Here is a 24203-nt window from a genome sequence, read left to right as displayed (position 1 = left end):
GTCTGTGTTTTTGCAGACAGGGTTCTTTTTTTGCAAATGAAATTGAGAGAATTCTTGAAAAACAATTGAAACCCTTTTCACATTTTGGTATACTAGTGTCAAGAGAATAGGAACAAAGGAGTATAAAATGTCCAAAAAAATTATTGGTATTGACTTAGGTGGAACATCTGTCAAATTTGCCATTTTAACGCAAGAAGGAGAGATTCAAGAGAAGTGGTCTATCAAGACCAACATCCTTGACGAAGGAAGCCACATCGTTCCTGATATCATCGCTTCCATTCAACACCACTTGGAGTTGTTAAACTTATCCGCAGAAGATTTTATTGGAATTGGGATGGGATCTCCTGGTGCAGTGGATCGCTTCGAAGGAACTGTCGTTGGAGCATACAACCTCAACTGGAAAACCGTACAACCCATCAAGAAAGATATTGAATCTGCCTTGGGAATTCCTTTCTTCATCGATAATGATGCCAACGTAGCTGCCCTTGGAGAACGCTGGAAAGGTGCTGGTGAAAATCAACCAGATGTCGTCTTCATGACACTTGGAACTGGTGTTGGTGGCGGTATCGTTGCGGAAGGAAAACTCTTGCACGGTGCCGGTGGTGTAGCTGGTGAGCTTGGCCATATCACAGTAGACTTCGATCGTCCATTTGATTGTACCTGTGGTAAAAAAGGTTGCTTGGAGACCGTAGCTTCAGCAACCGGGATTGTCAATTTGACTCGTCGCTATGCAGATGAATATGCAGGAGATGCGACCTTGAAACGTCTCATTGATAATGGCGAAGAAGTTACAGCTAAGACAGTCTTTGATTTGGCTAAAGATGGAGATGAGTTGGCCTTGATTGTCTACCGTCATTTCTCTCAATACTTGGGTATTGCTTGTGCCAACATCGCTAGTGTCTTGAACCCAGCCAACATCGTCATTGGTGGTGGTGTATCAGCAGCTGGTCAATTCCTCTTGGATGGGGTTCAAAAGGTCTTTGATGAAAATACCTTCCCACAAGTTCGGACATCAACCCAACTGGTGCTTGCTAATCTTGGAAATGATGCAGGTGTGATTGGTGCTGCGTCACTTGTCCTACAATAGAATCATACGGAAAGAGTTTTAAATTGTATTATTTAGAACTCTTTTTATTTATCCTGTGTTATAATGTAGGTATTAAAGTATCTAAGGAGGTTTAATGACAAAAGCAGATATCCTTTTTAAAGAAAATATTCGAAGAATTATGGAAGAAGGCGTCTGGTCTGAGCAGGCTCGGCCTAAGTACAAGGATGGCACAACTGCCAATTCCAAGTACATCACTGGGGCTTTTATGGAGTTCGATCTGGCCAAGGGCGAGTTCCCTATTACGACTCTTCGTCCTATTGCCATCAAGTCAGCCATCAAAGAGTTGCTCTGGATCTACCAGGACCAGTCCAATAGTCTGGAACTCCTAAACGACAAGTACCAAGTTCATTACTGGAACGACTGGGAAGTAGGAGATACGGGAACAATTGGAGAGCGTTATGGTGCTGTCGTTAAAAAGCACGACATCATCAACAAAATTCTCAAACAGCTGGAAGCCAATCCCTGGAATCGTCGTAATATCATTTCTCTATGGGACTACCAAGCCTTTGAAGAGTCAGAAGGACTCTTGCCTTGTGCTTTTCAAACCATGTTTGATGTACGTCGTGTCGATGGGGAAATCTATCTGGATGCGACCTTGACCCAACGTTCGAATGACATGTTGGTAGCGCACCATATCAATGCCATGCAATACGTGGCTCTTCAAATGATGATTGCCAAGCATTTTGGCTGGAAGGTTGGCAAGTTCTTTTACTTTATTAACAACCTCCACATCTATGATAACCAATTCGAACAGGCAGAAGAATTACTTCGGCGCGAGCCATCTGATTGCCAGCCTCGTTTGGTATTGAATGTACCAGATGGCACCAATTTTTTTGATATTAAAGCCGAGGACTTTGTTTTGGAAGATTATGATCCAGTCAAACCTCAATTGAAGTTTGATTTGGCTATTTAGGCTTTAAACAAAAAATCACTATATAGATAGGAAGAAAGTTTAAGTTTTTTCATAAAAATGAACCATACTTCCTATTATTTAAATTTAATGATTAGTAATATCATCAAAAATTTTAAAAATGATTAGTTTTTTGAGTCATTTCACTTTGATATTTTTAACTAATCTGATAGAATATATAAGGTTTAAAATATAGGCCAATAAATTAGCTTATTAATTGTAAAAAATTATGGAGGAAAATATGGGCAAAGATTTATTTAATGATCGCATTAGCAGATTTTCGATTCGTAAATTGAATGTCGGAGTTTGCTCTGTCCTTTTAGGAACACTCGTTATGGTTGGTACAGCGTCTAGCGTAGCAGCCGAAGAAAACGCAGAGAACCCAGCAACTGTTGCAAAGGCAACAGAAGAAGGGGCTCAACCTGCTACAACAACAGAAGCTGCTGCTTCTACGACAACTGAAGCACCCACTACAACAAGTGAAGCTCCAACTGCAGCTACAACTTATAAAGCTGAAGCTCCAGTAACTGCCGCAGGTGTAGCACCAGCTGCAGCGACAGAACCAACATCTACAGCTACTACTGAAGATAAAGCTTCTGTAGCTACTCCTGTAGCAACAGAAGCTTCAACAAACCCTAACAACAAGGCAACTGAAGCAGCTGCAACAGATAAGAAAGAAGAAGTGGCTGCAGGTGTCGTAGCACCAGCGTCAGAAAACAATGCTGTGACAGCAGAAACTTCTGGTGGTAAACGTAGTAAACGTACTCGTCGTGCTGTTGGAGACGCTAATGACGAAAGCTTGATTGGGGATGACGTTGAAGACGCAACTTCAACTCCAAAAGTTGAAAAACCAGGATTTACAACAGATCTTGATGCCAAATCTATGACTAGCCAGATTACTTGGTTGGACTTTGGAGATGTAGCCAACTGGACAGGTGCAAAAACAGTCATTGTTCCTAAAAATGACCAATTTCCTGATAAAGATTTAGAAGAAAGACTGGCTCTTCAAGTTGGGGCAACCTATACCAAGGAAATCATGCCTGGCTATGTAGTCACTGTAAAAGTTAAATCTTTGAAACCTTTCCAAGCGACTGAAATCTATAAAAAACGGATGGAAGAGCAAGGGGCTACAGAAGCTGAAAAAGCAACCTATGATCCAAATGCAAAAAATGGATATGTAAAGGGTGTTACTTCAACAGGGGCTAAAAAAGCTTTTAATGATGGCGAAGAAGCCGACGTTGTCGCTGATGCTCAAAATAATTGGACTGAAGTTAGACATGAAAACGTTGATACGAAAGCCAAGAAGACTACCATGGGTTCAGCTATGAATGGTGGAAATATTGGAGTTCAGTTTGAAATCTCTGCAACCTTCCGTGGAAAGAAAGTTAAGCCAGCTATTGTTATGGCTGATGGGGAGTCTGCTAACCCTGGTGAATTTGTTATGTTCACTACCAACGGACAAGGTTGGCAGCACCTTGGAGAATGGAAAAAGTCTACCAGACCAGCCACCTCTGTACCTTATGAACCACAAGATACAGAGAACCTTTTTGGACCTAAACCTAAATATAATAACATTAACCTAAGACAACTTCGTGATTCTGATCAAGTTGGACCAGAAAAGAAACCAGTAGCTTGGAAATATTTCGGAAATCCTGACCAAGTAACTGGTGGTCTAGGAACTGGTATCTTTGGACCAAACATTTCTGCAGGTAATTATACTGTTCCACTCGTGATGACACGTGGTGCCTCTGAAGTTGGACTTTACATCGCTTCGGGTGGTAAACAGTCTGCTATGCTAGGATTCTTCCCACTTGATGAAGGGGATGCTCCTGAGTCATACGGTAAGGCAGTTCATACCATTGCAACTGTAGATGGCGTTACTGGAGCTAAAGTAAATCAACCGTATCTTGGTAGCGTAAGCCCAGATATGGATGAGAATACGACTCTTGACTGGTTCGGTGATGATAAGGCAACTACGGCCGATGAAGGAATTAACCAATTGCTTCCAGATGAACTCAAAGGGACAACCAATGAGATGATCAAGATGGACCGTACACGTCCAGGTAACTACAAGATGTCAGTTCAAGCCCATTTGGATGGAGCTTCAGAAGCACATATTTATGGTTGGGTAGACTTTAACCAAAATGGTAAATTCGATGAGGATGAACGCTCAAATCTCGCTACAATCACACAAGATGGCACTGTTGAGTTGACCTTTGCAAACAGCAAGACTTACATCGATCCTAGCGTCAACGAGCTTGGTGCTCGTGTCCGTATTGCTAAGAAAGCTACTGAGATTGAAAGCCCAACGGGTATGGCCTTTTCAGGGGAAGTAGAAGACTTCAAGACTCAAATCACCCATCCACCAAAAGGGGAATTCAAGGAAACTTCTGGTCCTCAAGCTACTAAACAAACAGCAACAGTAACCTTTACAGCTCGTGGTGAACACAAGTATGACCGTAACTCTCAGGCAGTCATCGACGAAACTGTAGAACCATACATCGTTGATAAAGATGGCAACCGTGCAACTCTTGATGCTGAAGGTTACTATGTCGTACCAGGTCAAGGGAAATACAAGATTACTGCCAATGGTAAAGACGTAGACGTTGAGTTTATCCCAGAAGATAATTTCCTAGGAACTGCAGATGGTATCTCTATCCGTCGTGTAGATAACAATGGTTACGATACGGGTTGGTCAACAAAATTCCCAGACCAAGAACCAAACATTAATGGTCAGTTAAATACCATGGATGGTCAATACGTTCCAACAGTTACTCCTATTGAAATCGAAGGAGTTGACAAGACATCGACTGATGTTCAAGGGGCAACTCAAAAAGAAACACCTACCTTTAATACAACTGCTACTAACTTAAATGGCGACAAGATTGCAGTCACTCCAAGTGCAGAATACCCGGCTAAGTTGGTAGACCCAGCTACAGGTCTTACTACGGATGCGCCATCTGTAACAGTTGAAGGGGAAGGAACATACACGATCAATCCTTCAACAGGTGAAGTAACCTTCACTCCAGAACCAGACTTTGTTGGAACAGCCAAAGGTGTGGATGTTACATTATCAGCGCCAGTTGGACGTAATAAAGACGGTAAGGTTCAAAAGGAGTACGTTAAGACAGCTACAGCTAAGTACACTCCAACTGTAACTCCAATTGCTATCACTCCAACAGACAAGGTTTCTGAGGATATCCAAAACGTTCCACAAACTCAAACTCCTACATTTGACTTGAGCAACGATAAGACTGCGAAAATCACAAGTAAGAAATTGGTAGACCCAGCAACTGGTCAACCTACTGATGAAACTACTGTGACAGTAGAAGGTGAAGGAACATATTCAATTAATCCTACTACAGGTGCGGTAACCTTCACTCCTGAGAAAGACTTTGTCGGAACTGCTAAAGGGGTTAAAGTCCAAGCAACTGCGACTGTTACAAATGCTAATGGTAAAACTGCAACTATCACTTCTGATGCAAGCTACACACCTACTGTAAAAGCAGCTGTACCAACAGCAGATCCAGCTACATCTAAAGATATCCAAGGTGCCACTCAAACAGGTACTCCAACCTTTGCGGGTACAACTGTTTCTGTAAATGGTGAAGACAAAAAAATCACTATTAAAGATAACAGCTACACACTTTTGGATAAAGATGGTAACGAAGTTTCAACTACAACAGCTTACGCGGAAGATGGAACAACACCAATCGGTACATTCACGATCGACCCAGCAACTGGTGCTGTAACCTTCACACCAACTGATAAGTCTTACACAGGTAAAGTAACGCCAGTTAAGGTTCAAGCTGAAAGCTCAAACGGAATCAAGGTTGATACAACTTACACTCCAGAGATTGTTCCAGTAACACCAACTGCAACACCAGCTGAAACAAAAGATGTTCAAGGTGCTACTCAAACAGGTAAACCTGAATTCAAGGGTGGAACTGTAACGGTTGATGGCGTTGAAAAGACTGTTGAAATCAACGAAGATGTTCCAGCAACATTCGATGACGGTTCAACAACTAAGACAGTAGAAGGTGTTGGTACATACACAGTAGCAGCAGACGGTACTGTTACATTTGTACCAGAAAAATCATTTGTAGGAACTGCACCAGCTGTGACAGTTGTCCGCGAAGATAAGAACGGAACAAAAGCTTCAGCGACCTACACACCAACAGTATTGCCAGTAACACCTGAAGCAACACCTGCTGAAACCAAAGACATCCAAGGTGCTACTCAAACAGGTAAACCTGAATTCAAGGGTGGAACTGTAACGGTTGATGGTGTTGAGAAAACTGTTGAAATCAACGAAGATGTTCCAGCAACATTCGACGACGGATCAACAACTAAGACAGTAGAAGGTGTTGGTACATACACAGTAGCAGCAGACGGTACTGTTACATTTGTACCAGAAAAATCATTCGTAGGAACTGCACCAGCCGTGACAGTTGTCCGCGAAGATAAGAACGGAACAAAAGCTTCAGCGACCTACACACCAACAGTATTACCTGTAACACCTGAAGCAACACCAGCTGAAACAACTGACATCCAAGGTGCTACTCAAAAAGGTAAACCTGAATTCAAGGGTGGAACTGTAACGGTTAATGGTGTTGAGAAGACTGTTGAAATCAACGAAGATGTTCCAGCAACATTCGACGACGGTTCAACAACTAAGACAGTAGAAGGTGTTGGTACATACACAGTAGCAGCAGACGGTACTGTTACATTTGTACCAGAAAAATCATTCGTAGGAACTGCACCAGCAGTAACCGTTGTCCGCGAAGATAAGAACGGAACGAAAGCATCTGCAACCTACACACCAACTGTAACTCCAGTAACACCAACAGCAGAAGATGCAACTTCAACTGATAAACAAGGTCAAGAACAATCTGGTAAACCAACCTTCACACCAGGTAACGAAAACGTCCCAATGGATGATGATACACCTGCAACCTTTGAAGATGGTTCAACTACGAAAACAATTCCAGGAGAAGGAACTTACACAGTAGCTCCAGACGGAACAGTAACCTTCGTACCAGAAAAATCATTCACAGGAACAGGAACAGGCGTGACTGTTAAACGTGTAGATAAGAACGGTACACCAGTAACAGCTAAGTACACACCAACTGTAACTCCAGTAACACCAACAGCAACTCCGGCTGAATCAGAAGCACCTCAAGGTGTGGTTCAAACTGGAACTGTGACCTTCACCGAAGGTGACTCAGTTGCACCAATCGACAAAGATACCATTACTCTTCTTGATGAAAATGGTCAACCAGCAGAATCTGTAGTTGCTAAATCACCAGAAGGTAAAGAAATCGGTACTTTCACAGTTGATAAAGAAACAGGCCTTGTAACCTTCACACCAACTGATAAGTCATACTCAGGTGATGTAGTTTCAGTTAAGGTTCAAGCCAAGGATGCAAACGGCACTCCAGCTGAAACAACATACACACCTAAGATTACTCCAGTTGTACCAACTGCTGAACCTGCAACATCTACAGACATCCAAGGTAAAACACAAACAGGTACACCAAGCTTTACACCTGGTAACCCTGCAATTCCAATGGATGATGAAGTTCCAGCAACCTTTGAAGATGGATCAACTACGAAGACAATTCCAGGAGAAGGAACTTACACAGTAGCTCCAGACGGAACTGTAACCTTCGTACCAGAAAAATCATTCACTGGAACAGGTACAGGGGTAACAGTGAAACGTGTTGATAAGAACGGTACTCCAGTTACTGCAACTTACACACCAACTGTAACACCAGTAACCCCAACTGCTGAGCCAGCAACTTCAACTGACAAGCAAGGTCAAACCCAAACAGGTAAACCAACCTTCACAGCTGGTCATGAAAATGTTCCTTTGAACGACGAAGTTCCAGCAACCTTTGAAGATGGTTCAACTAAGAAAGAAATTCTTGGTGTTGGTATTTACACAGTAGCAGCTGATGGTACTGTAACCTTCACACCAGATCCACGCTTTGTAGGTGAAGCACCAGCAGTAACAGTTGTTCGTGAAGATATGAACGGAACAAAAGCTTCTGCAACCTACACACCAACTGTAACACCAGTTACTCCAACAGCAGAACCAGCTACATCAAAAGCTCCTCAAGGAATTGTTCAAACAGGCAAACCAACCTTCACTGAAGGGGATCCAATTGCTCCTATGAACCCTTCAACCTTGAGACTTTACGATGATTCTGGTAACCCAGCTGACCAATTGGATGCCTTCGCACCTAATGGCGATATCATCGGTAAATTCACAGTTGATAAAGAGAAAGGCGAAGTGATCTTCACCCCAACTAACAAAGCTTACTCAGGTGAAGTTCTTCCTGTAGGTGTTTCAATGGAAGATGCAAATGGTACCTTTGCACGTACAACGTACACACCATTCATCACTCCGGTAGTTCCAACAGCAGAACCAGCTACATCAACTGATATTCAAGGTGCTACTCAAACAGGCAAACCAAGCTTCACTGAAGGAAATCCTGCAGTACCAATGGACGATGATGTACCTGCAACATTTGTTGATGGCTCAACTACTAAGGTTGTTCCAGGAGAAGGAACTTACACAGTTGCTCCAGATGGAACTGTAACCTTCGTACCAGAGAAATCATTTGTTGGAACTGCATCAGGAATCGTGGTTCAACGCCAAGATAAGAATGGTACAGTTGTGAAAGCTAAGTACACACCAACTGTGACTCCAGTTGCACCAACAGGAGAACCAGTTACTTCAATTGGTAAGAAGGGTGCTACTCAAACAGGTAAACCAAGCTTCACCGAAGGTGACAGCCGTGTACCAATGAACGACGAAGTTCCAGCAACCTTTGAAGATGGCTCAACTACGAAGACGATTCCAGGTGTTGGTACTTACACAGTAGCAGCAGACGGAACTGTAACTTTCACTCCAGAACCTGAATTTACTGGTACTGCACCAGCAGTGACAGTAGTTCGTGAAGATGTGAACGGAACAAAAGCTTCTGCAACTTATACACCGACTGTTCTTCCAATCACTAAGTTTGTTGATAAAGAAGGTAAGGAAATCCCAGGATATCCTACAGTTGATGGAGAAGAGCCAAAAGCTGAAATTCCAGGTTACCGTTTCGTTGAAACCAAGAAATTACCTAATGGTGATACAGAGCACGTCTACGAGAAAGTTACAACTTCACACGTAGATGAAAATGGAAAACCAATTCCTGGTTATCCAACAGAAGATGGTGAGCAACCGAAGAAAGATATTCCAGGTTACGAGTTTGTTAAGACAATTGTAGATGAGAACGGTAATACTCAACACATTTACAAGAAGACGGTGACACCAACACCAACACCGACTCCTACACCAACTCCAACACCAACACCAACTCCGGTTCCTACACCAACACCAACACCGACTCCAGATCCAGTTCCAACTCCAGATCCAGTTCCAACTCCAGATCCAAAACCAGTTCCAGAAACTAAGGAAACTAAATTTATCAATCCATCTGATGAAACAGCAGTTCTTCCTGAAACTGGTACTGAGGAAACTTCTAAAACTGGTCTTGCTATTCTTAGCGCCTTGACAGGTCTCTCATTATTCGGACTTGCTAAACGCAAAAAAGAAGACTAAGATCTAGGATTTGTCTCATTAAAACCGCGAGAAATCGCGGTTTTTTTGAGGGAAAAAATGGGAAGTTTTGCTCAAGGAAGCAATAGTTAGAAACAGTCTTTTCTTGAAAAATTTGATAAAATAGAAGTATCAGTATAAAGGATGTAAAAATGAGTAAGAAAGTAATTGGCATTTGGGCTCAGACGAAGAGTGGAGTGATCGGCAAAGATCAGGTCATGCCTTGGCATTTACCTGCTGAATTGCAGCACTTTAAACAAACGACTACAGGCCATGCGATCCTCATGGGAAGAGTTACCTACGAAGGTTTAAACAAACGCGTCCTCCCAAATCGGACCAATATCATTCTCTCTAGAGATGACAAGTATGATGTAGAGAATGAAAAGGTTTTGCTAAAAACCTCAGTTGAAGACGTTTTAAACTGGTATAAGGGACAGGATTTGTCACTCTTTATTATCGGTGGTGAGAAGGTCATCCGTCTTTTCGAGCCTCATCTAGAGGAGCTCTATCAGACTGTCATCGATGCCGAATTGGAAGGAGATACCTACTTCCCAGAAGATTTCCGGTGGGACCAGTTTCAATTATTAGACGAGCGGACATTCGAAAAAGATGAAAAAAACCCTTACGACTTTACTATTAGACATTTTGAAAGAAAGGAAGACTAGTTGATGGAACGTAGTATCTTTGGCTTTTTTACAGCAGTTTTATGCGTGATTTGCCTGGTATGTGCTTCCCAGACTCTTCGGAAAAAGCGCTATGGCTTAGCCACCCTCTTCTTATTAAATGCCTTTACTAATCTTGTGAATTCTATTCACGCCTTTTATATGACTTTATTTAAATAAATTACAAACAGACTATAGAATCGGGAGAAGAAAATGCCTACAAATCAATCAAACGATATGATGGTTTATTGTTCGTTTTGTGGTAAGAACCAAGACGAAGTACAGAAGATTATTGCTGGGAACAATGCCTTTATCTGTAATGAATGTGTTGAGTTAGCTCAAGAAATCATTCGAGAAGAATTAGCTGAGGAAGTCTTGGCAGACCTTTCAGAGGTTCCAAAACCAATCGAACTTCTCAATATCCTTAACCACTATGTCATCGGTCAAGATCGTGCTAAACGAGCACTAGCAGTAGCTGTCTACAATCACTACAAACGGATTAACTTCCACGAAAATCGTGAAGATGACAACGATGTGGATCTACAAAAATCAAACATTTTGATGGTCGGTCCTACAGGTTCAGGAAAAACTTTCTTAGCTCAAACGCTTGCTAAGAGTTTAAATGTGCCATTTGCCATCGCCGATGCAACAGCCTTGACAGAAGCGGGTTACGTCGGAGAAGACGTTGAGAACATCCTTCTTAAGCTCTTGCAAGCAGCTGATTTCAATATCGAACGTGCTGAGCGAGGCATCATCTATGTTGATGAAATCGATAAGATTGCCAAGAAGAGTGAGAACGTCTCGATTACTCGTGATGTATCTGGTGAAGGGGTACAGCAAGCCCTCTTGAAGATCATCGAGGGTACTGTAGCGAGTGTTCCACCTCAAGGCGGACGCAAGCATCCTCAACAAGAGATGATCCAAGTTGACACCAAAAACATTCTTTTCATCGTTGGTGGAGCCTTTGATGGAATTGAAGAAATTGTGAAACAACGTCTAGGTGAAAAGATTATTGGGTTTGGTCAAAACAACAAAGCCATTGATGAATCCAGCTCTTACATGCAAGAAATCATTGCAGAAGATATCCAAAAATTCGGTATTATTCCTGAGTTAATCGGTCGTCTTCCAGTTCTTGCTGCATTAGAGCAATTGACAGTGGATGACTTGGTTCGTATTTTGAAAGAACCAAGAAATGCCTTGGTGAAACAATATCAGGCTCTCTTATCCTTCGATGATGTTGAATTAGAATTTGATGACGAAGCGCTAGAAGAAATTGCAAGTAAAGCCATTGAACGCAAGACTGGTGCTCGCGGACTACGCTCCATCATCGAAGAAACTATGTTGGATGTGATGTTTGAAGTTCCAAGTCAAGAAGACGTCAAAATGGTTCGGATCACCAAAGAAGCAGTTAACGGAACTGAAAAACCAATTTTAGAAACTGCCTAGAAAGAAATTCTATGAAAGTAAATACTCATAATGCGGATATCCTCTTGAGTGCTGCTAATAAAAGCCATTATCCTCAAGATGATATCCCAGAAGTTGCACTTGCCGGTCGATCAAATGTCGGCAAGTCTTCTTTTATAAATACCATGCTAAATCGCAAGAACTTGGCCCGTACATCTGGAAAACCAGGAAAAACACAGTTGTTAAACTTTTTCAATATCGATGACAAACTTCGTTTTGTCGATGTACCCGGCTATGGGTATGCCCGTGTCTCCAAAAAAGAACGCGAGAAATGGGGCAAGATGATTGAAGAATATCTGACAACGAGAGAAAATTTAAGAGCGGTTGTCAGCTTGGTAGATCTTCGTCATGAACCCTCAGCAGATGATGTCCAGATGTACGAGTTTTTAAAATATTACGAGATCCCTGTTATCTTGGTTGCGACGAAAGCCGACAAAATTCCAAGAGGAAAATGGAACAAGCATGAATCCATGATCAAGAAGAAATTGGATTTTGATAAAACAGATACCTTTATCATCTTTTCATCGGTCAATAAAACTGGAGTAGAAGAAGCTTGGGATGTAATTTTTAACTTTAGTTTTTCGGAATAAATCGTATTATTACTGATCTGTTATTTATTTGTTTGATTTATCTCGATATTGTAATTAAAACGTAATATTGAACTCAACAATTTAATGCTTTTCTGTGCTATAATCATCTTAAAGAGTTTTCATTATAACATTAGGAGATTATCACATTGAAAAAAATACTAAATAAATCGAAATTGATTGGATCCTTAGTAGCTCTGGTAGCTGCAGGAACAGTAGCAGCAGCCATGAGTGAGCACGTAGGAAACGTTGGAGCAAATGATGAAGCATATTCTCAATATGCAGATCCGACAGAAGCCTTCATCTCACAAATCGGTGAATCTGCTCGCCAACTTGGTCAAGAAAATGATCTGTATGCATCTGTTATGATTGCTCAAGCCATTTTAGAAAGTGGTTCAGGTCAATCTGGTTTGTCATCGTATCCACACTATAACCTTTTTGGTATTAAAGGGAGCTATGCTGGTCAATCTGCAGTGATGCAAACTTGGGAAGATGACGGTGCTGGAAATGCCTATACCATCAATGATGCTTTCCGTTCATACCCTAGCTACTATGAATCATTGCAAGACTACGTTGCGGTTTTGAAACAAGGTCATTTTGCAGGAGCTTGGAAGAGCAATACAACAAGCTATCAGGATGCAACAGCTGCTTTAACTGGTGTCTATGCTACTGACACTAGTTACTATGCAAAATTGAACCATATCATTGAAACTTACAACCTTACTCAGTATGATTCACCTAGTGTGTATGGTGGCTATGAAGGTACTGTCTACAACCCTTATCGCCAACAATATACAACTCAAGAAATCTTGAACTTGGATATCGCTTGGGCGAATCGTTTCTTGTAAGATATGATTTAAATTGAATTTCAAACAGACTCTCAAAGTCTGTTTTTTTATTTTATCGTTTTAAATCGATTTATTTATTTTTCTTGTGGGACTCAGGATTTTTACTTTAAATTTTTCTGAAAACCTTTTCAGAAAGTCTATTCTATGATATAATGAAGAAGTTCACAAATTCAATATATAAGGAGATTCAGATGGGAGAATCAAATTTTGTTCTTAAGGTAGAAGCAGCATGTCAGAAGAAGGAAGAATTGTATACGGCATCTAAAGCTCGTTATGCGGTTCGCTCTATGTTCGCGGGTGCGTTTTTGACAATGAGTACTGCTGTAGGGATTGTGGGGGCAGATCTTCTCAACACTTTCTTGCCAGGTTCTGGTCGTTTCTTATTCCCATTTATTTTTGCGTGGGGATTGGTTTATTTACTATTCTTAAATAGTGAGTTAACGACTTCAAATATGATGTACCTGACAGCTGGTGTTTATCTAAAGAAGATTGATTGGAAGAAAGCTTTAGAAATTTTACTCTATTGCACATTTTTTAATCTAGTTGGTGCCTTGTTACTCGCATTTCTCTTCAGTCAGACAAGTGCTTTTGCTAATTTGAATCCAAAGGGCTTCCTTGGTTCGGTTGTAGAGATGAAATTGCAACGCTCTAATCAATTGGTCTTCTTTGAAGGGATTATTGCCAACATCTTTGTTAATATAGCTATTTTGTCCTATTTATTCTTTAAAGATGAAACAGCGAAAGTTCTGATGGCTTTGTCAGCAATTTATATGTTTGTTTTCCTTACCAATGAACACATTGCTGCAAACTTTGCTTCCTTCTCACTGGCTACGTTTAATTCTATTTCTAAAGATTTGCCTCACCTAGAGTTCTTCAATGTTCTTCGTCATTACACTGTCACTTTTGTAGGGAACTGGGTAGGAGGAGGAGTCATCATGGGCTTGGCCTATGCATGGCTCAATCGTACCCAGACTATTTACAAAGATTAATTATTTTTAAAAAAAGTTTGCAAAAATACTTGCATTCTTTTTTTTTATGTGATACACTAAATAACGGTTTGAAAAAACTGCCTAAGACAGTAGGGGAGCTCGACTCATAAAGATCCTACCGAGGACAAAACGTATCATGTAAAAGAAGCGTATTGTACTTTCGTGTCTAGGTTTGGGCGCGTTTTTCTTTTGGAAAAATTCCCCAAGCAAAATAATTACGGAGGTGAACACACTAATGAGTGAAGCAATTATTGCTAAAAAAGCGGAACTAGTTGACGTAGTGGCTGAGAAAATGAAAGCTGCTGCATCTATCGTCGTTGTTGACGCTCGTGGTTTGACAGTTGACCAAGATACAGTTCTTCGTCGTGAGCTTCGTGGAAGCGAAGTTGAGTACAAAGTTATTAAAAACTCAATCTTACGTCGTGCAGCTGAAAAAGCTGGACTTGAAGATCTTGCATCTGTGTTTGTTGGACCATCTGCTGTAGCATTTTCTAACGAAGATGTTATTGCACCAGCGAAAATCTTGAACGATTTTTCTAAAACTGCTGACGCACTTGAAATCAAGGGTGGTGCAATCGAAGGCGCTGTCGCATCAAAAGAAGAGATCCTTGCTCTTGCAACTCTTCCAAACCGCGAAGGACTTCTTTCTATGCTCCTTTCTGTACTTCAAGCGCCAGTGCGCAACGTTGCTCTTGCAGTCAAAGCGGTTGCAGACAACAAAGAAGACGCAGCTTAATCCTAAGCTACGCAGCGTAGCCTAGCTACAAAACAATATAAATAAAAAATTTAAAACTTATTTGGAGGAAATAACAATGGCATTGAACATTGAAAACATTATTGCTGAAATTAAAGAAGCTTCAATCCTTGAATTGAACGACCTTGTAAAAGCTATCGAAGAAGAATTTGGTGTAACTGCGGCTGCTCCTGTAGCAGTTGCTGCAGCTGGTGCTGCTGACGCTGGTGCTGCTAAAGATTCATTCGACGTTGAATTGACATCTGCAGGCGACAAGAAAGTCGGCGTTATCAAAGTTGTACGTGAAATCACAGGTCTTGGTCTTAAAGAAGCTAAAGAACTTGTTGATGGAGCACCAGCAGTTGTTAAAGAAGGTGTTGCTACAGCTGAAGCTGAAGAAATCAAAGCTAAATTGGAAGAAGCTGGAGCTTCAGTTACTCTTAAATAATAGAGCGACTACATTTGTAGCTTAAAAACATGATTAAACCGCTATTCTTAGGAGTAGCGGTTTTTCTTTTTGTTCTAGAAGGGGCAAAAAAGGGGCAAACTATTTGTAAATTTTATCCAGGACATCAACAACTCTTAAATAAGAGTCACATCATAATTAGATTGCGGAATCCCTATTTACCAGTCTTTGAGAGCGATAAGCGATTGATAGAAACTGATAAATTGATTTGGTTTCCTGCCAAAAATCCTGCCAACAATTCTTTGGCAGGATTTTTGTTTTAATAAACTTTCGGGGGTAGACACTAGATTGTCTACCCTTTTTTTGCGTTTCGGAGGTAATTATGCAAAAGGAAGAACAGTCATCATGTCAAATCGTGAAGAGCCATATCATGACCATCATGGGAGTTGATAATCTAAAAGCAACTCAACTGGTAAATGAAATGGAACAAACAGGTTTAATCTGATTTGAGGAATTCGGGAATTTTGGAATTTTAGTCTTGGAGGGATAATCATGAAACGTATTACTGCTAATCAATTTCAGACATCAGAGCGTTATTATAAACTCCCAAAAGTCTTGTTTGAAGATTACGCTAAAAAATATGGTCACGAGAACTTTACCATGAGAAACTGGGCAGATTTTCAATACTATAAGGATAAGACGTTGGATTTGGTAATTGCGGTCACAACAGCGAAGTTTGCCCTTTTTAATATCCAATCGGTGATTGATTTGACGCAAAAAGACTCTATGGACTTGAAAACGTGGGGCACTCAGAAGACTATGGTCTATCTTGTTATTCCAGATAATGATACTACCTTTCGTTTTCTATCTGCTTTATTTTTCTCTATGGTTTTCTCCACTTTGACCAGACAGGCTGATGTGGACTTTAAAGGGCAACTGCCTATCCATGTTAGAAGCTATCTGGATGAGTTTGCTAATGTCGGAGAAATCCCAGACTTCGCCGAACAAACCTCAACAGTTAGCTCTTGGAATATGAGTCTAGTACCAATCTTGCAAAATATCGCCCAACTCTTTCTCATTTACTGGGAAGGAAATAGTGGTGATAAACTACTTGAACGTCAGACACGAGCCAGTGAGTGGTATTACCAAATTGAAAAAGGCTTTAGTCAACCCAACGGCGGGACAGCACAAAGTGATCTAAAAGCACTTGAAGCTGTACGAGGAGACTTTTTTGAAAACTCTATTCCAGGAGGTGGTGATGGTATGGGTTACGCTTACGGCCAATGTACTTGGGGAGTCGCAGCCCGTATCAACCAACTGGGTCTAAAACTCAAAGGAAAAAACGGTGAGAAGATTCCAATTATCAGTACCATGGGCAATGGCCAAGATTGGGTGCGTACAGCCACAAGTCTCGGTGGAGAGTCAGGGACAAGTCCACAAGCAGGAGCTATTCTTTCCTTTGCGGGAGGAGGACATGGTACACCAACAGAATATGGACATGTGGCTTTTGTGGAGAAAGTCTACCCAGACGGTTCATTTCTTATCTCAGAAACCAACTACAATGGTAATCCAAACTATACCTTCCGTAAATTATCTGTAGTGGATAGTAGTTTGAGTTTTGCTTATACGACGAAATAAAAAAAGTATATGCTAACAATAATCGTATTTGTTAGCATATTGTTTTGGAGGTGGTGATATGGATTTGTTAGAGAAACCCGTTTATAATTATATTAAAAATAATCATGGAGTAATAACTTTTCGTGATATGGAAGAGCTTAACTTTTCTTATCAACAACTGAATCAATTAGTCTCAAAAGGGAAAGTGGAATCAATTGAAAGAGGTATCTATCATCTGCCAGATACCTATATCGATGACTATTTTAGTTTACAGTACCGTTTTCCAAAAGGAATTTATTCCTTAGAAATAGCACTTTGGTTACATAGTCTGTCCCTTACTATTCCATTTGAGCCTGTGATGACTTTTCCTTTCGGGACAAATACGAGGCAAATGAAAGAAGCTGGTGTCAAGCCAATTGTCGCTAGAAAGTATCATGAAATCGGTATTATTAGACTGGAGCGACAGGCTGGACAGTTTATCTCAGTATATGATATGGAACGAACATTAGTGGAGTGTTTGAGAACAGCTTATCATGTCGATATTCAAGTTATTGCTCCAGCTTTTCAAGCTTACTTTAAAAAAGGAGCTGTTGATTATGCCAAGTTGTATCACTATGCACAACTATTTAAAGTAACCGAAAAACTACAATCATATGTGGAGGTCTTGTCGTGAAATTTTCAAATGCTAATAGTTTCAAAGCTAAAATCGAGAATATTGCAAAAGAAAAAGGGATCTCTTTCTCAAAAGATTAGTCAAATATTTGAAGAATACGGTGCGAATATGTTAGATGTATTCGGTTGTTATATGTATAAATTAAACAATTGTGTTACAATGAAACCATATAGAATTTTAAGTTTTCTCAAAAACTTTCGATAACTAAGAACACATAAGGAGGTAAAATGGTGAAGCATTCTAAAATAACAAAAGTTTTTCAGCTTTCGCTCGTCATCATATTTATTTTAGTCTTGTTAGGGCTCTTTGTTCCCCAGCAGTTTCAAAATATTAGTTCTTACTTAAAAAATCTCTTAACAACTAGTGTTGGCTGGTTTTACTTGTTATTGGTTACGGGGATTTTAATTTTTTGTGTCTTTTTAATTGTAAGTCCGATAGGGCAGATTCGCTTGGGTAATCCCACGAGTCGGCCAGAGCATTCGACGACGTCATGGATTGCCATGATGTTTTCTGCTGGAATGGGGATTGGTCTGGTCTTTTATGGGGCAGCAGAGCCTTTGAGTCACTTTGCTATCTCGACGCCCAATGCAGAAATAGGCAGTGCGGATGCTCTCGCAGATGCTTTTCGTTTTACTTTTTTTCACTGGGGATTTCATGCTTGGGCGGTCTATGCCCTGGTGGGATTGTCTTTGGCTTATTTTGGCTTTCGTAAACGGGAGAAATATCAGCTCTCAGTCGTCTTTAAGCCTCTTTTGGGAAAATATGCGGACGGACCAATAGCAACCATTATCGATACCATCACCATTATTGCGACAGTGATTGGGGTAGCGACAACGCTCGGCTTTGGTGCCTCACAAATCAATGGTGGTCTCTCCTATGTCTTTGGTATTCCTAATAATAGTCTTGTGCAAGTCATCATTATCATCATTGCGACAATTCTTTTTCTTATTTCTGCCTTATCAGGTTTAGGAAAGGGTGTTAAAATCCTATCTAATACAAACTTGATTTTAGCTGTTGTCTTGCTTGCTGGAGTCATAGTTTTGGGGCCAACGGTTAAGATATTTGACACCATGACAGACTCTATCGGCCTTTATTTTCAAAACTTCTTCCGTATGAGTTTTCGGGCGGCGGCTTTTGATGAGACCAAGCGGGCTTGGATTAACCAATGGACCATTTTTTACTGGGCATGGTGGATTTCCTGGTCACCTTTTGTGGGCGTCTTTATTGCCCGTATCTCAAAAGGTCGGACTATTCGCGAATTTTTGACAGTAGTGCTTTTGGCACCAACAGTCCTTAGTTTTATCTGGTTTTCTGCTTTTGGTACCTTATCTACTTCACTACAAGATTCGGGGGTTGATTTGATACGTTTTGCCACAGAAGAAATTCTTTTTGCCTCTTTTAATGAATATCCTCTGGGAAGTGTCCTTTCACTCCTGGCAATTACTTTAGTTTTAACCTTCTTTGTGACCTCGGCGGATTCTGCCACCTATGTTTTGGCCATGTTGTCTGAAGATGGCAATCTAAATCCAAGTAATCGTAATAAGGTGATTTGGGGTGTCATGCTGGCCTTGATTGCTATTGCACTCATGTTTTCTGGTGGATTGACAGCTTTACAAAACACGCTCATTATTGTCGCTTTTCCATTTTCCATAGTACTAGTGTTGATGATGTGGTCGCTTATGAAAGAGTTATATCACGAAAAAGAGCAAATGGGACTCGCCATTACACCAGACCGATATCCTGAGAAGAATCAACCGTTTAAATCTTATGAGGAAAATTAGGAGGATGGCATGGAGTTAAGAGTGCTTCGTTATTTTATTACTATTGCTGAGGAGGGGAGTATCTCCAAGGCAGCTGAGAAGCTGGAGCTTCAGTTACTCTTAAATAATCGAGTTTCCAATCAAAATGAAAACCGAGGTTTAGACCTCGGTTTTTTTTGTGTACAATTTTGAAATTAGATCTATATTTGTACAGATTTACTTTTGTCCTATGTCGAGTGTATGACCCTTGTTATAATTTTCTTTAATGAAAAGCTATATTTCTAGATAGTATCTAAGTCTTATTGGAGTATATATAGCATTTTAACAATTTGAAATTATTAATAAGTAAAAGGAGAGTATTAATCTTTGTCTTTAGAATGATCGTTTACTTTCATAAATAAACTGCCTTAAATTTAAATTCTATTATTCAATATATTGGAAATATTTTATATTTACAAGAAAAAGTATTGTACTCTTAAAATACAGTTTTTAACTCATACAATAAACTTTCACCTTTAAATCTCGTTTAGCGATTCTATAATCACAAGCCACTTCCATATCTTTTCAAGTTCTTACTAATTTATTATGTTGTTAGACTTCTATTTTTTTGCTAAAATAGTTCCTATAAACAAAAAAGGAGATTTCTGATGAAATACTTTAAACGTCTTGTCTTTGCTGCTTTGTTGGCAGTTGGTGCGTTTTTCCTTGTAGCTTGTGGCTCTACAACTAGCGATAATGGGAAATATGTCTATAAAGCTGAGAAGGATCAAATTAAAAGTATCCTTAAAAAGCAAGGGGCTACTGAAGAGCAACTTGAGCAGGTCATTGATCAATTATCATTGACAATGACAATTGAAATTAAAGATACAAAAGCTAAGATGATTATCAAAATGGATGCTCTTGGTGAAAGCAAAGAGAAAACAATTGACCTGAAAGCTGATCAGAATGGTAAAACTCTTGAATCAGCAGAAGGTGGTAAAGATAAAGTCAAGTATAAGATTGATGGTGATGTTTTGACTTTGGATGTATCAAAAGCAGAATCTAGTGATTATGAAGTTTTTGCTTTCTTCAAAGATGCAAAATTCAAACGTCAAAAATAATCGTATCTAGAAGGGATAGCTGAGTCTATCCTCTTTTTTATTCCTTGCTTTTCATCTGCTCTTTTCCTTGCTAGCCTAAGGGGGTTCTGATATAATAGGGATGAATTAAAGAAGGCAACGTGCTTTCTAAAACAGCTTAAAAAGTACTTAAGGGTGCTTTTTTATTGTATAGGGAGGAGAAAGGTATGGGATATATTTGGTCTTATTTGAGAAAATATCCAAAATGGTTGTGCTTGAATTTTACAGCTGCCATCTTTTTTGTGATTGTTAACCTCGGTCTGCCAACTGTTCTGGCTCGTATGATTGATGAGGGGATCAATCCGAGAGATATAGAGCGAGTTTATTTCTGGGCCTGGGTTATGTTTGGTGTGATCATCATAGGGATTCTCGGGCGAATCGTTCTAGCCTATGCGGTTGGGAAGATTACTACAACCATGGTCATGGATATGCGCAATGACCTTTATGAGAAGCTTCAGGAATATTCTCACCATGAGTATGAAAAGATTGGTGTTTCTTCCTTAGTGACGCGGATGACGTCTGACGCTTTTGTCCTGATGCAGTTTTCTGACCAGATGTTAAAACTTGGGGTCATTACCCCTATCATGATGCTGTCAAGTATTCTGTTGATTTTACAAACGAGTCCATCGCTTGCTTGGATTGTGGCGATTTCGATGCCATTTTTGGCCGTGGTCGTCTGGTATGTAGCTATCAAGACCAGACCTTTGTCAGAGAAGCAGCAGGAAACCTTGGATAAGCTCAATCAATATGCGCGAGAAAACCTCACAGGCCTTCGGGTTATTCGTGCCTTTGCCCGTGAGGAATTCCAAGAGGAAAAATTTGGCCAAGCCAATGCAATCTATGCGGACAACTCGAATAGACTCTTTAAATTGACCGGCTTGACGGAGCCGCTCTTTGTTCAAATCATCATCGCCATGATTGTAGCTATTGTATGGTTCGCCTTGGATCCTCTAGGGGATGGAAGTTTAGAAATCGGGAATCTTGTCGCCTTTATCGAATACAGTTTCCATGCCTTGCTTTCTTTCCTATTCCTAGCTAATCTCTTTACCATGTACCCACGGACGGCTGTCTCTAGTCATCGTTTGAAAGAAATTATGGACATGCCGATTTCTATCGATCCAAATGAAAATGGAGTTACTGAGACTGAAACCAAGGGGTATTTGGAGTTTGACAATGTAACCTTCGCCTATCCTGGTGAGACAGAGAGTCCAGTCCTTCATAATATTTCCTTTAAGGCTAAGCCGGGGGAGACCATTGCTTTTATTGGATCGACCGGTTCTGGGAAATCCTCTCTGGTCCAGCTCATTCCTCGATTCTATGATGTGACCTTAGGGAAAATCTTAGTGGATGGTGTAGATGTGCGTGATTTTAATGTTAAAGCCTTGCGCCATAAGATTGGATTCATCCCACAGAAGGCCTTACTCTTCACGGGGACTATTGCCGAAAACCTTCGTTACGGAAAAGAAGATGCCAGCATTGAGGAGCTAGACAAGGCAGCAGATGTGGCCCAAGCTAAAGAGTTTATCGAAAGCAAGGAAGAGCAGTTTGACACTCATTTAGCAGAAGGGGGAAGCAACCTTTCTGGTGGACAGAAACAACGTCTATCCATTGCGCGTGCAGTTGTTAAAGAGCCGGATATCTATATCTTTGATGATTCCTTCTCGGCTCTTGACTACAAGACAGATGCTACACTGAGAAAACGTCTCAAGGAAGTAACAGGAGATGCGACCGTCTTGATCGTAGCCCAGCGGGTTGGGACCATCATGGATGCGGATCAAATCATCGTCTTGGATCATGGAGAAATCGTCGGTCGTGGTACCCACGAGGAACTTCTAGCAACCAATGAAATCTACAGTGAGATTGCTCGCTCTCAGTTGAATAACCAATCATTAACAGAAGAATAGGAGGGGGAGAAAATGAAAGAAAAACGTTCCAGTTTTGTACGTCTTTGGGGCTATCTAAGAGCTTATCGTTTTGCCGTTATTTTCGCTACACTCCTAAAGATTCTGAGTGTGGTTATGAGTGTTATTGAGCCCTATATTCTTGGACTCGCTATCACAAAATTGACAGCTAACCTGACAGATATGGCTAGAGGAGTAGCGGGAGCTGAGATTAACGCTGGCTATGTTGGTTGGGTTATGATTGTCTATCTCTTCCGTGGAGTTTTATATGAGCTTGGATCTTATTATTCCAACTATTTCATGACCAATGCCGTCCAAAGCATGATCGAGGATATGCGTAATGACCTATCTAAAAAGATCAATCGCATCCCGATTTCTTACTTTGATCAGCACCAATTTGGGGATCTTCTGGGTCGCTTTACCAGCGATGTCGAGACGGTTTCAAACGCCTTGCAGCAGTCCTTCCTTCAAATTGTGAATGCCATTTTCACCTTAAGCTTGGTCATCGCTATGGTGCTCTATCTCAACCTCACTTTGGGTCTAATTGTGATTGCTTCTATCCCGATCACCTTCTTCGGTGCCCAGTTGATTATGAAGAAATCCCAGCCTTACTTTAAGGAGCAGGCTGATGTCCTTGGAGCTCTAAATGGTTTTGTTCAGGAAAACTTGAGTGGTTTCAACGTCTTAAAACTCTATGTACGGGAAGAATCATCGCAAGAAGACTTCCGTGACATTACCCGTCGTCTGCAGCAAGTTGGATTTAAAGCGAATTTTATTTCTGGACTGATGATGCCTATTCTGAATGCAATCTCTGATTTGACCTATCTTTTGGTCGCAGTTATCGGAGCCATTCAAGTTCTTGCAGGTCGTTTGACAGTTGGGAACATGCAGGCTTTTGTCCAGTATGTCTGGCAGATCAATCAGCCTATTCAAAACTTGAGCCAGTTAGCTGGAACCTTGCAAAGTGCTAAATCTTCACTGGACCGGGTCTTCCAAGTACTTGATGAACCAGATGAAGTACTTGGTAAAAATGAAGCTCTGGACAAGGAATTGACTGGACAGGTTAGCTTTAATCATGTGGACTTTCAATATGTGGAAGATAAACCATTAATCCGTGATTTTAACCTAGAGGTCAAGCCTGGTGAGATGGTGGCCATTGTCGGACCTACAGGTGCAGGAAAAACCACGCTCATCAATCTGCTGATGCGTTTCTATGACGTGACCAAGGGGGCTATTACGGTAGATGGACATGATATCCGCGACCTATCTCGCCAAGATTATCGCAAGCAGTTTGGGATGGTTCTTCAGGACGCTTGGCTTTATGAAGGGACCATTAAAGAAAATCTGCGCTTTGGAAACTTGGATGCAACAGACGAAGAGATTGTCGCTGCTGCCAAAGCTGCCAATGTAGACCACTTTATCCGGACGCTTCCGGGGGGCTACAATATGGAGATGAACCAAGAGTCTAGTAATATCTCTTTGGGACAGAAGCAGTTGTTGACTATTGCGCGTGCCCTGCTAGCTGATCCTAAAATTTTGATTTTGGATGAAGCGACATCCTCAGTGGATACCCGTCTGGAACTCTTGATTCAAAAGGCTATGAAGAACTTGATGAAGGGACGGACTAGCTTTGTCATTGCTCACCGCTTGTCTACAATCCAAGAAGCGGATAAGATTTTAGTTCTTAAAGAGGGGCAAATCATCGAACAGGGGAACCATGAGTCTCTTTTGGAAGCAAAAGGATTCTATTACGACTTGTACATGAGCCAATTTTCCAAGAAAGTAGAAGCTCAATAAAAACGTCAAAAAAGAGCC

General features: G+C 40.8%; 19 protein-coding genes, 1 pseudogene and 1 other annotated feature. All 20 genes and pseudogenes read left to right on the top strand.

All coding sequences use genetic code 11. From position 1 onward, the window contains the following. The first annotated feature begins 127 nt into the window (after positions 1-127). The 20 genes and pseudogenes from EL081_RS05615 to EL081_RS05520 all read left to right on the top strand — a co-directional run bounded on the left by EL081_RS05615 (position 128) and on the right by EL081_RS05520 (position 24185). The gene (locus EL081_RS05615; RefSeq protein WP_126404289.1) at positions 128-1087 is read left to right on the top strand and encodes an ROK family glucokinase; all 960 of its coding nucleotides are present in this window, start codon (positions 128-130) and stop codon (positions 1085-1087) included. A 94-nt stretch (positions 1088-1181) separates the two neighbouring features. Further along, positions 1182-2021: a thymidylate synthase gene (locus tag EL081_RS05610; RefSeq protein WP_126404288.1), complete on the top strand. Its 840-nt coding sequence runs from the start codon at positions 1182-1184 to the stop codon at positions 2019-2021. 238 nt (positions 2022-2259) lie between these two features. Further along, entirely contained in the window at positions 2260-9633 is a 7374-nt protein-coding gene (locus EL081_RS05605; protein ID WP_126404287.1) for a CshA/CshB family fibrillar adhesin-related protein, read from the top strand. A gap of 149 nt (positions 9634-9782) precedes the next feature. Next, the gene (locus EL081_RS05600) at positions 9783-10295 is read left to right on the top strand and encodes a dihydrofolate reductase (protein WP_023023315.1); all 513 of its coding nucleotides are present in this window, start codon (positions 9783-9785) and stop codon (positions 10293-10295) included. Between the two features lie 210 nt (positions 10296-10505). Further along, a complete protein-coding gene (clpX, locus tag EL081_RS05590; protein ID WP_023023314.1) occupies positions 10506-11738 on the top strand; it encodes an ATP-dependent Clp protease ATP-binding subunit ClpX in 1233 nt (410 codons plus the stop codon). An 11-nt stretch (positions 11739-11749) separates the two neighbouring features. Next, complete coding sequence (gene yihA, locus EL081_RS05585; RefSeq protein WP_023023313.1) at positions 11750-12346, top strand: ribosome biogenesis GTP-binding protein YihA/YsxC; 597 nt, start codon at positions 11750-11752, stop codon at positions 12344-12346. A 146-nt stretch (positions 12347-12492) separates the two neighbouring features. Next, on the top strand, positions 12493-13191 hold the full coding sequence (locus EL081_RS05580; RefSeq protein WP_126404286.1) for a glucosaminidase domain-containing protein: 699 nt from the start codon (positions 12493-12495) through the stop codon (positions 13189-13191). Between the two features lie 191 nt (positions 13192-13382). Beyond that, positions 13383-14180, top strand: a complete 798-nt coding sequence (locus tag EL081_RS05575) for a formate/nitrite transporter family protein (RefSeq protein ID WP_126404285.1) — start codon at positions 13383-13385, stop codon at positions 14178-14180. 62 nt (positions 14181-14242) lie between these two features. Continuing rightward, positions 14243-14377, top strand: a sequence feature (ribosomal protein L10 leader region). A gap of 38 nt (positions 14378-14415) precedes the next feature. Next, positions 14416-14916, top strand: a complete 501-nt coding sequence (gene rplJ / locus EL081_RS05570) for a 50S ribosomal protein L10 (RefSeq protein ID WP_126404284.1) — start codon at positions 14416-14418, stop codon at positions 14914-14916. A gap of 76 nt (positions 14917-14992) precedes the next feature. Further along, positions 14993-15361: a 50S ribosomal protein L7/L12 gene (rplL, locus tag EL081_RS05565; RefSeq protein WP_061564003.1), complete on the top strand. Its 369-nt coding sequence runs from the start codon at positions 14993-14995 to the stop codon at positions 15359-15361. A 29-nt stretch (positions 15362-15390) separates the two neighbouring features. Beyond that, positions 15391-15642 (top strand): hypothetical protein, encoded by a 252-nt coding sequence (locus EL081_RS05560; RefSeq protein WP_126404283.1) that lies wholly within the window; start codon positions 15391-15393, stop codon positions 15640-15642. A 59-nt stretch (positions 15643-15701) separates the two neighbouring features. Beyond that, positions 15702-15824 (top strand): hypothetical protein, encoded by a 123-nt coding sequence (locus EL081_RS10220; RefSeq protein ID WP_126404282.1) that lies wholly within the window; start codon positions 15702-15704, stop codon positions 15822-15824. Positions 15825-15832: 8 nt separating this feature from the next. Beyond that, complete coding sequence (locus tag EL081_RS10100; protein ID WP_431355026.1) at positions 15833-16957, top strand: CHAP domain-containing protein; 1125 nt, start codon at positions 15833-15835, stop codon at positions 16955-16957. A 58-nt stretch (positions 16958-17015) separates the two neighbouring features. Further along, entirely contained in the window at positions 17016-17609 is a 594-nt protein-coding gene (locus tag EL081_RS05545) for a type IV toxin-antitoxin system AbiEi family antitoxin domain-containing protein (RefSeq protein WP_126404281.1), read from the top strand. Continuing rightward, a pseudogene (locus EL081_RS10260) lies at positions 17606-17671 on the top strand (nucleotidyl transferase AbiEii/AbiGii toxin family protein); the annotation flags it as partial. The gene EL081_RS05545 and the pseudogene EL081_RS10260, both read left to right, overlap by 4 nt. Before the next feature lie 165 nt (positions 17672-17836). Continuing rightward, on the top strand, positions 17837-19390 hold the full coding sequence (locus tag EL081_RS05540; protein ID WP_126404280.1) for a BCCT family transporter: 1554 nt from the start codon (positions 17837-17839) through the stop codon (positions 19388-19390). 9 nt (positions 19391-19399) lie between these two features. Continuing rightward, a complete protein-coding gene (locus EL081_RS10255; protein ID WP_126404279.1) occupies positions 19400-19561 on the top strand; it encodes a LysR family transcriptional regulator in 162 nt (53 codons plus the stop codon). A gap of 455 nt (positions 19562-20016) precedes the next feature. Beyond that, positions 20017-20469, top strand: coding sequence for a hypothetical protein (locus EL081_RS05530; protein ID WP_126404278.1), 453 nt, complete (start codon positions 20017-20019; stop codon positions 20467-20469). 185 nt (positions 20470-20654) lie between these two features. Continuing rightward, entirely contained in the window at positions 20655-22391 is a 1737-nt protein-coding gene (locus EL081_RS05525; protein ID WP_126404277.1) for an ABC transporter ATP-binding protein, read from the top strand. A gap of 12 nt (positions 22392-22403) precedes the next feature. Continuing rightward, a complete protein-coding gene (locus EL081_RS05520) occupies positions 22404-24185 on the top strand; it encodes an ABC transporter ATP-binding protein (RefSeq protein ID WP_126404276.1) in 1782 nt (593 codons plus the stop codon). The last annotated feature ends 18 nt before the right edge of the window (positions 24186-24203 follow it).

The sequence above is a fragment of the Streptococcus viridans genome, assembly GCF_900636365.1.
Lineage (GTDB): Bacteria > Bacillota > Bacilli > Lactobacillales > Streptococcaceae > Streptococcus > Streptococcus viridans_A.
Note: the sequence above shows the minus strand (reverse complement) of the source record. Positions and strands in the feature narration are given on the sequence as shown.

Bases quoted from the DNA above. Each gene is read 5' to 3' on its own strand.
- EL081_RS05560 (WP_126404283.1), top strand. From the start codon at position 15,391: ATGATTAAACCGCTATTCTTAGGAGTAGCGGTTTTTCTTTTTGTTCTA.
- EL081_RS05530 (WP_126404278.1), top strand. From the start codon at position 20,017: ATGAAATACTTTAAACGTCTTGTCTTTGCTGCTTTGTTGGCAGTTGGT.
- clpX (WP_023023314.1), top strand. From the start codon at position 10,506: ATGCCTACAAATCAATCAAACGATATGATGGTTTATTGTTCGTTTTGT.
- EL081_RS05600 (WP_023023315.1), top strand. From the start codon at position 9,783: ATGAGTAAGAAAGTAATTGGCATTTGGGCTCAGACGAAGAGTGGAGTG.
- yihA (WP_023023313.1), top strand. From the start codon at position 11,750: ATGAAAGTAAATACTCATAATGCGGATATCCTCTTGAGTGCTGCTAAT.
- EL081_RS05525 (WP_126404277.1), top strand. From the start codon at position 20,655: ATGGGATATATTTGGTCTTATTTGAGAAAATATCCAAAATGGTTGTGC.
- EL081_RS05610 (WP_126404288.1), top strand. From the start codon at position 1,182: ATGACAAAAGCAGATATCCTTTTTAAAGAAAATATTCGAAGAATTATG.
- EL081_RS10255 (WP_126404279.1), top strand. From the start codon at position 19,400: ATGGAGTTAAGAGTGCTTCGTTATTTTATTACTATTGCTGAGGAGGGG.
- EL081_RS05540 (WP_126404280.1), top strand. From the start codon at position 17,837: ATGGTGAAGCATTCTAAAATAACAAAAGTTTTTCAGCTTTCGCTCGTC.
- rplJ (WP_126404284.1), top strand. From the start codon at position 14,416: ATGAGTGAAGCAATTATTGCTAAAAAAGCGGAACTAGTTGACGTAGTG.
- EL081_RS05520 (WP_126404276.1), top strand. From the start codon at position 22,404: ATGAAAGAAAAACGTTCCAGTTTTGTACGTCTTTGGGGCTATCTAAGA.
- EL081_RS05575 (WP_126404285.1), top strand. From the start codon at position 13,383: ATGGGAGAATCAAATTTTGTTCTTAAGGTAGAAGCAGCATGTCAGAAG.
- EL081_RS05545 (WP_126404281.1), top strand. From the start codon at position 17,016: ATGGATTTGTTAGAGAAACCCGTTTATAATTATATTAAAAATAATCAT.
- EL081_RS05615 (WP_126404289.1), top strand. From the start codon at position 128: ATGTCCAAAAAAATTATTGGTATTGACTTAGGTGGAACATCTGTCAAA.
- EL081_RS10220 (WP_126404282.1), top strand. From the start codon at position 15,702: ATGCAAAAGGAAGAACAGTCATCATGTCAAATCGTGAAGAGCCATATC.
- rplL (WP_061564003.1), top strand. From the start codon at position 14,993: ATGGCATTGAACATTGAAAACATTATTGCTGAAATTAAAGAAGCTTCA.
- EL081_RS05605 (WP_126404287.1), top strand. From the start codon at position 2,260: ATGGGCAAAGATTTATTTAATGATCGCATTAGCAGATTTTCGATTCGT.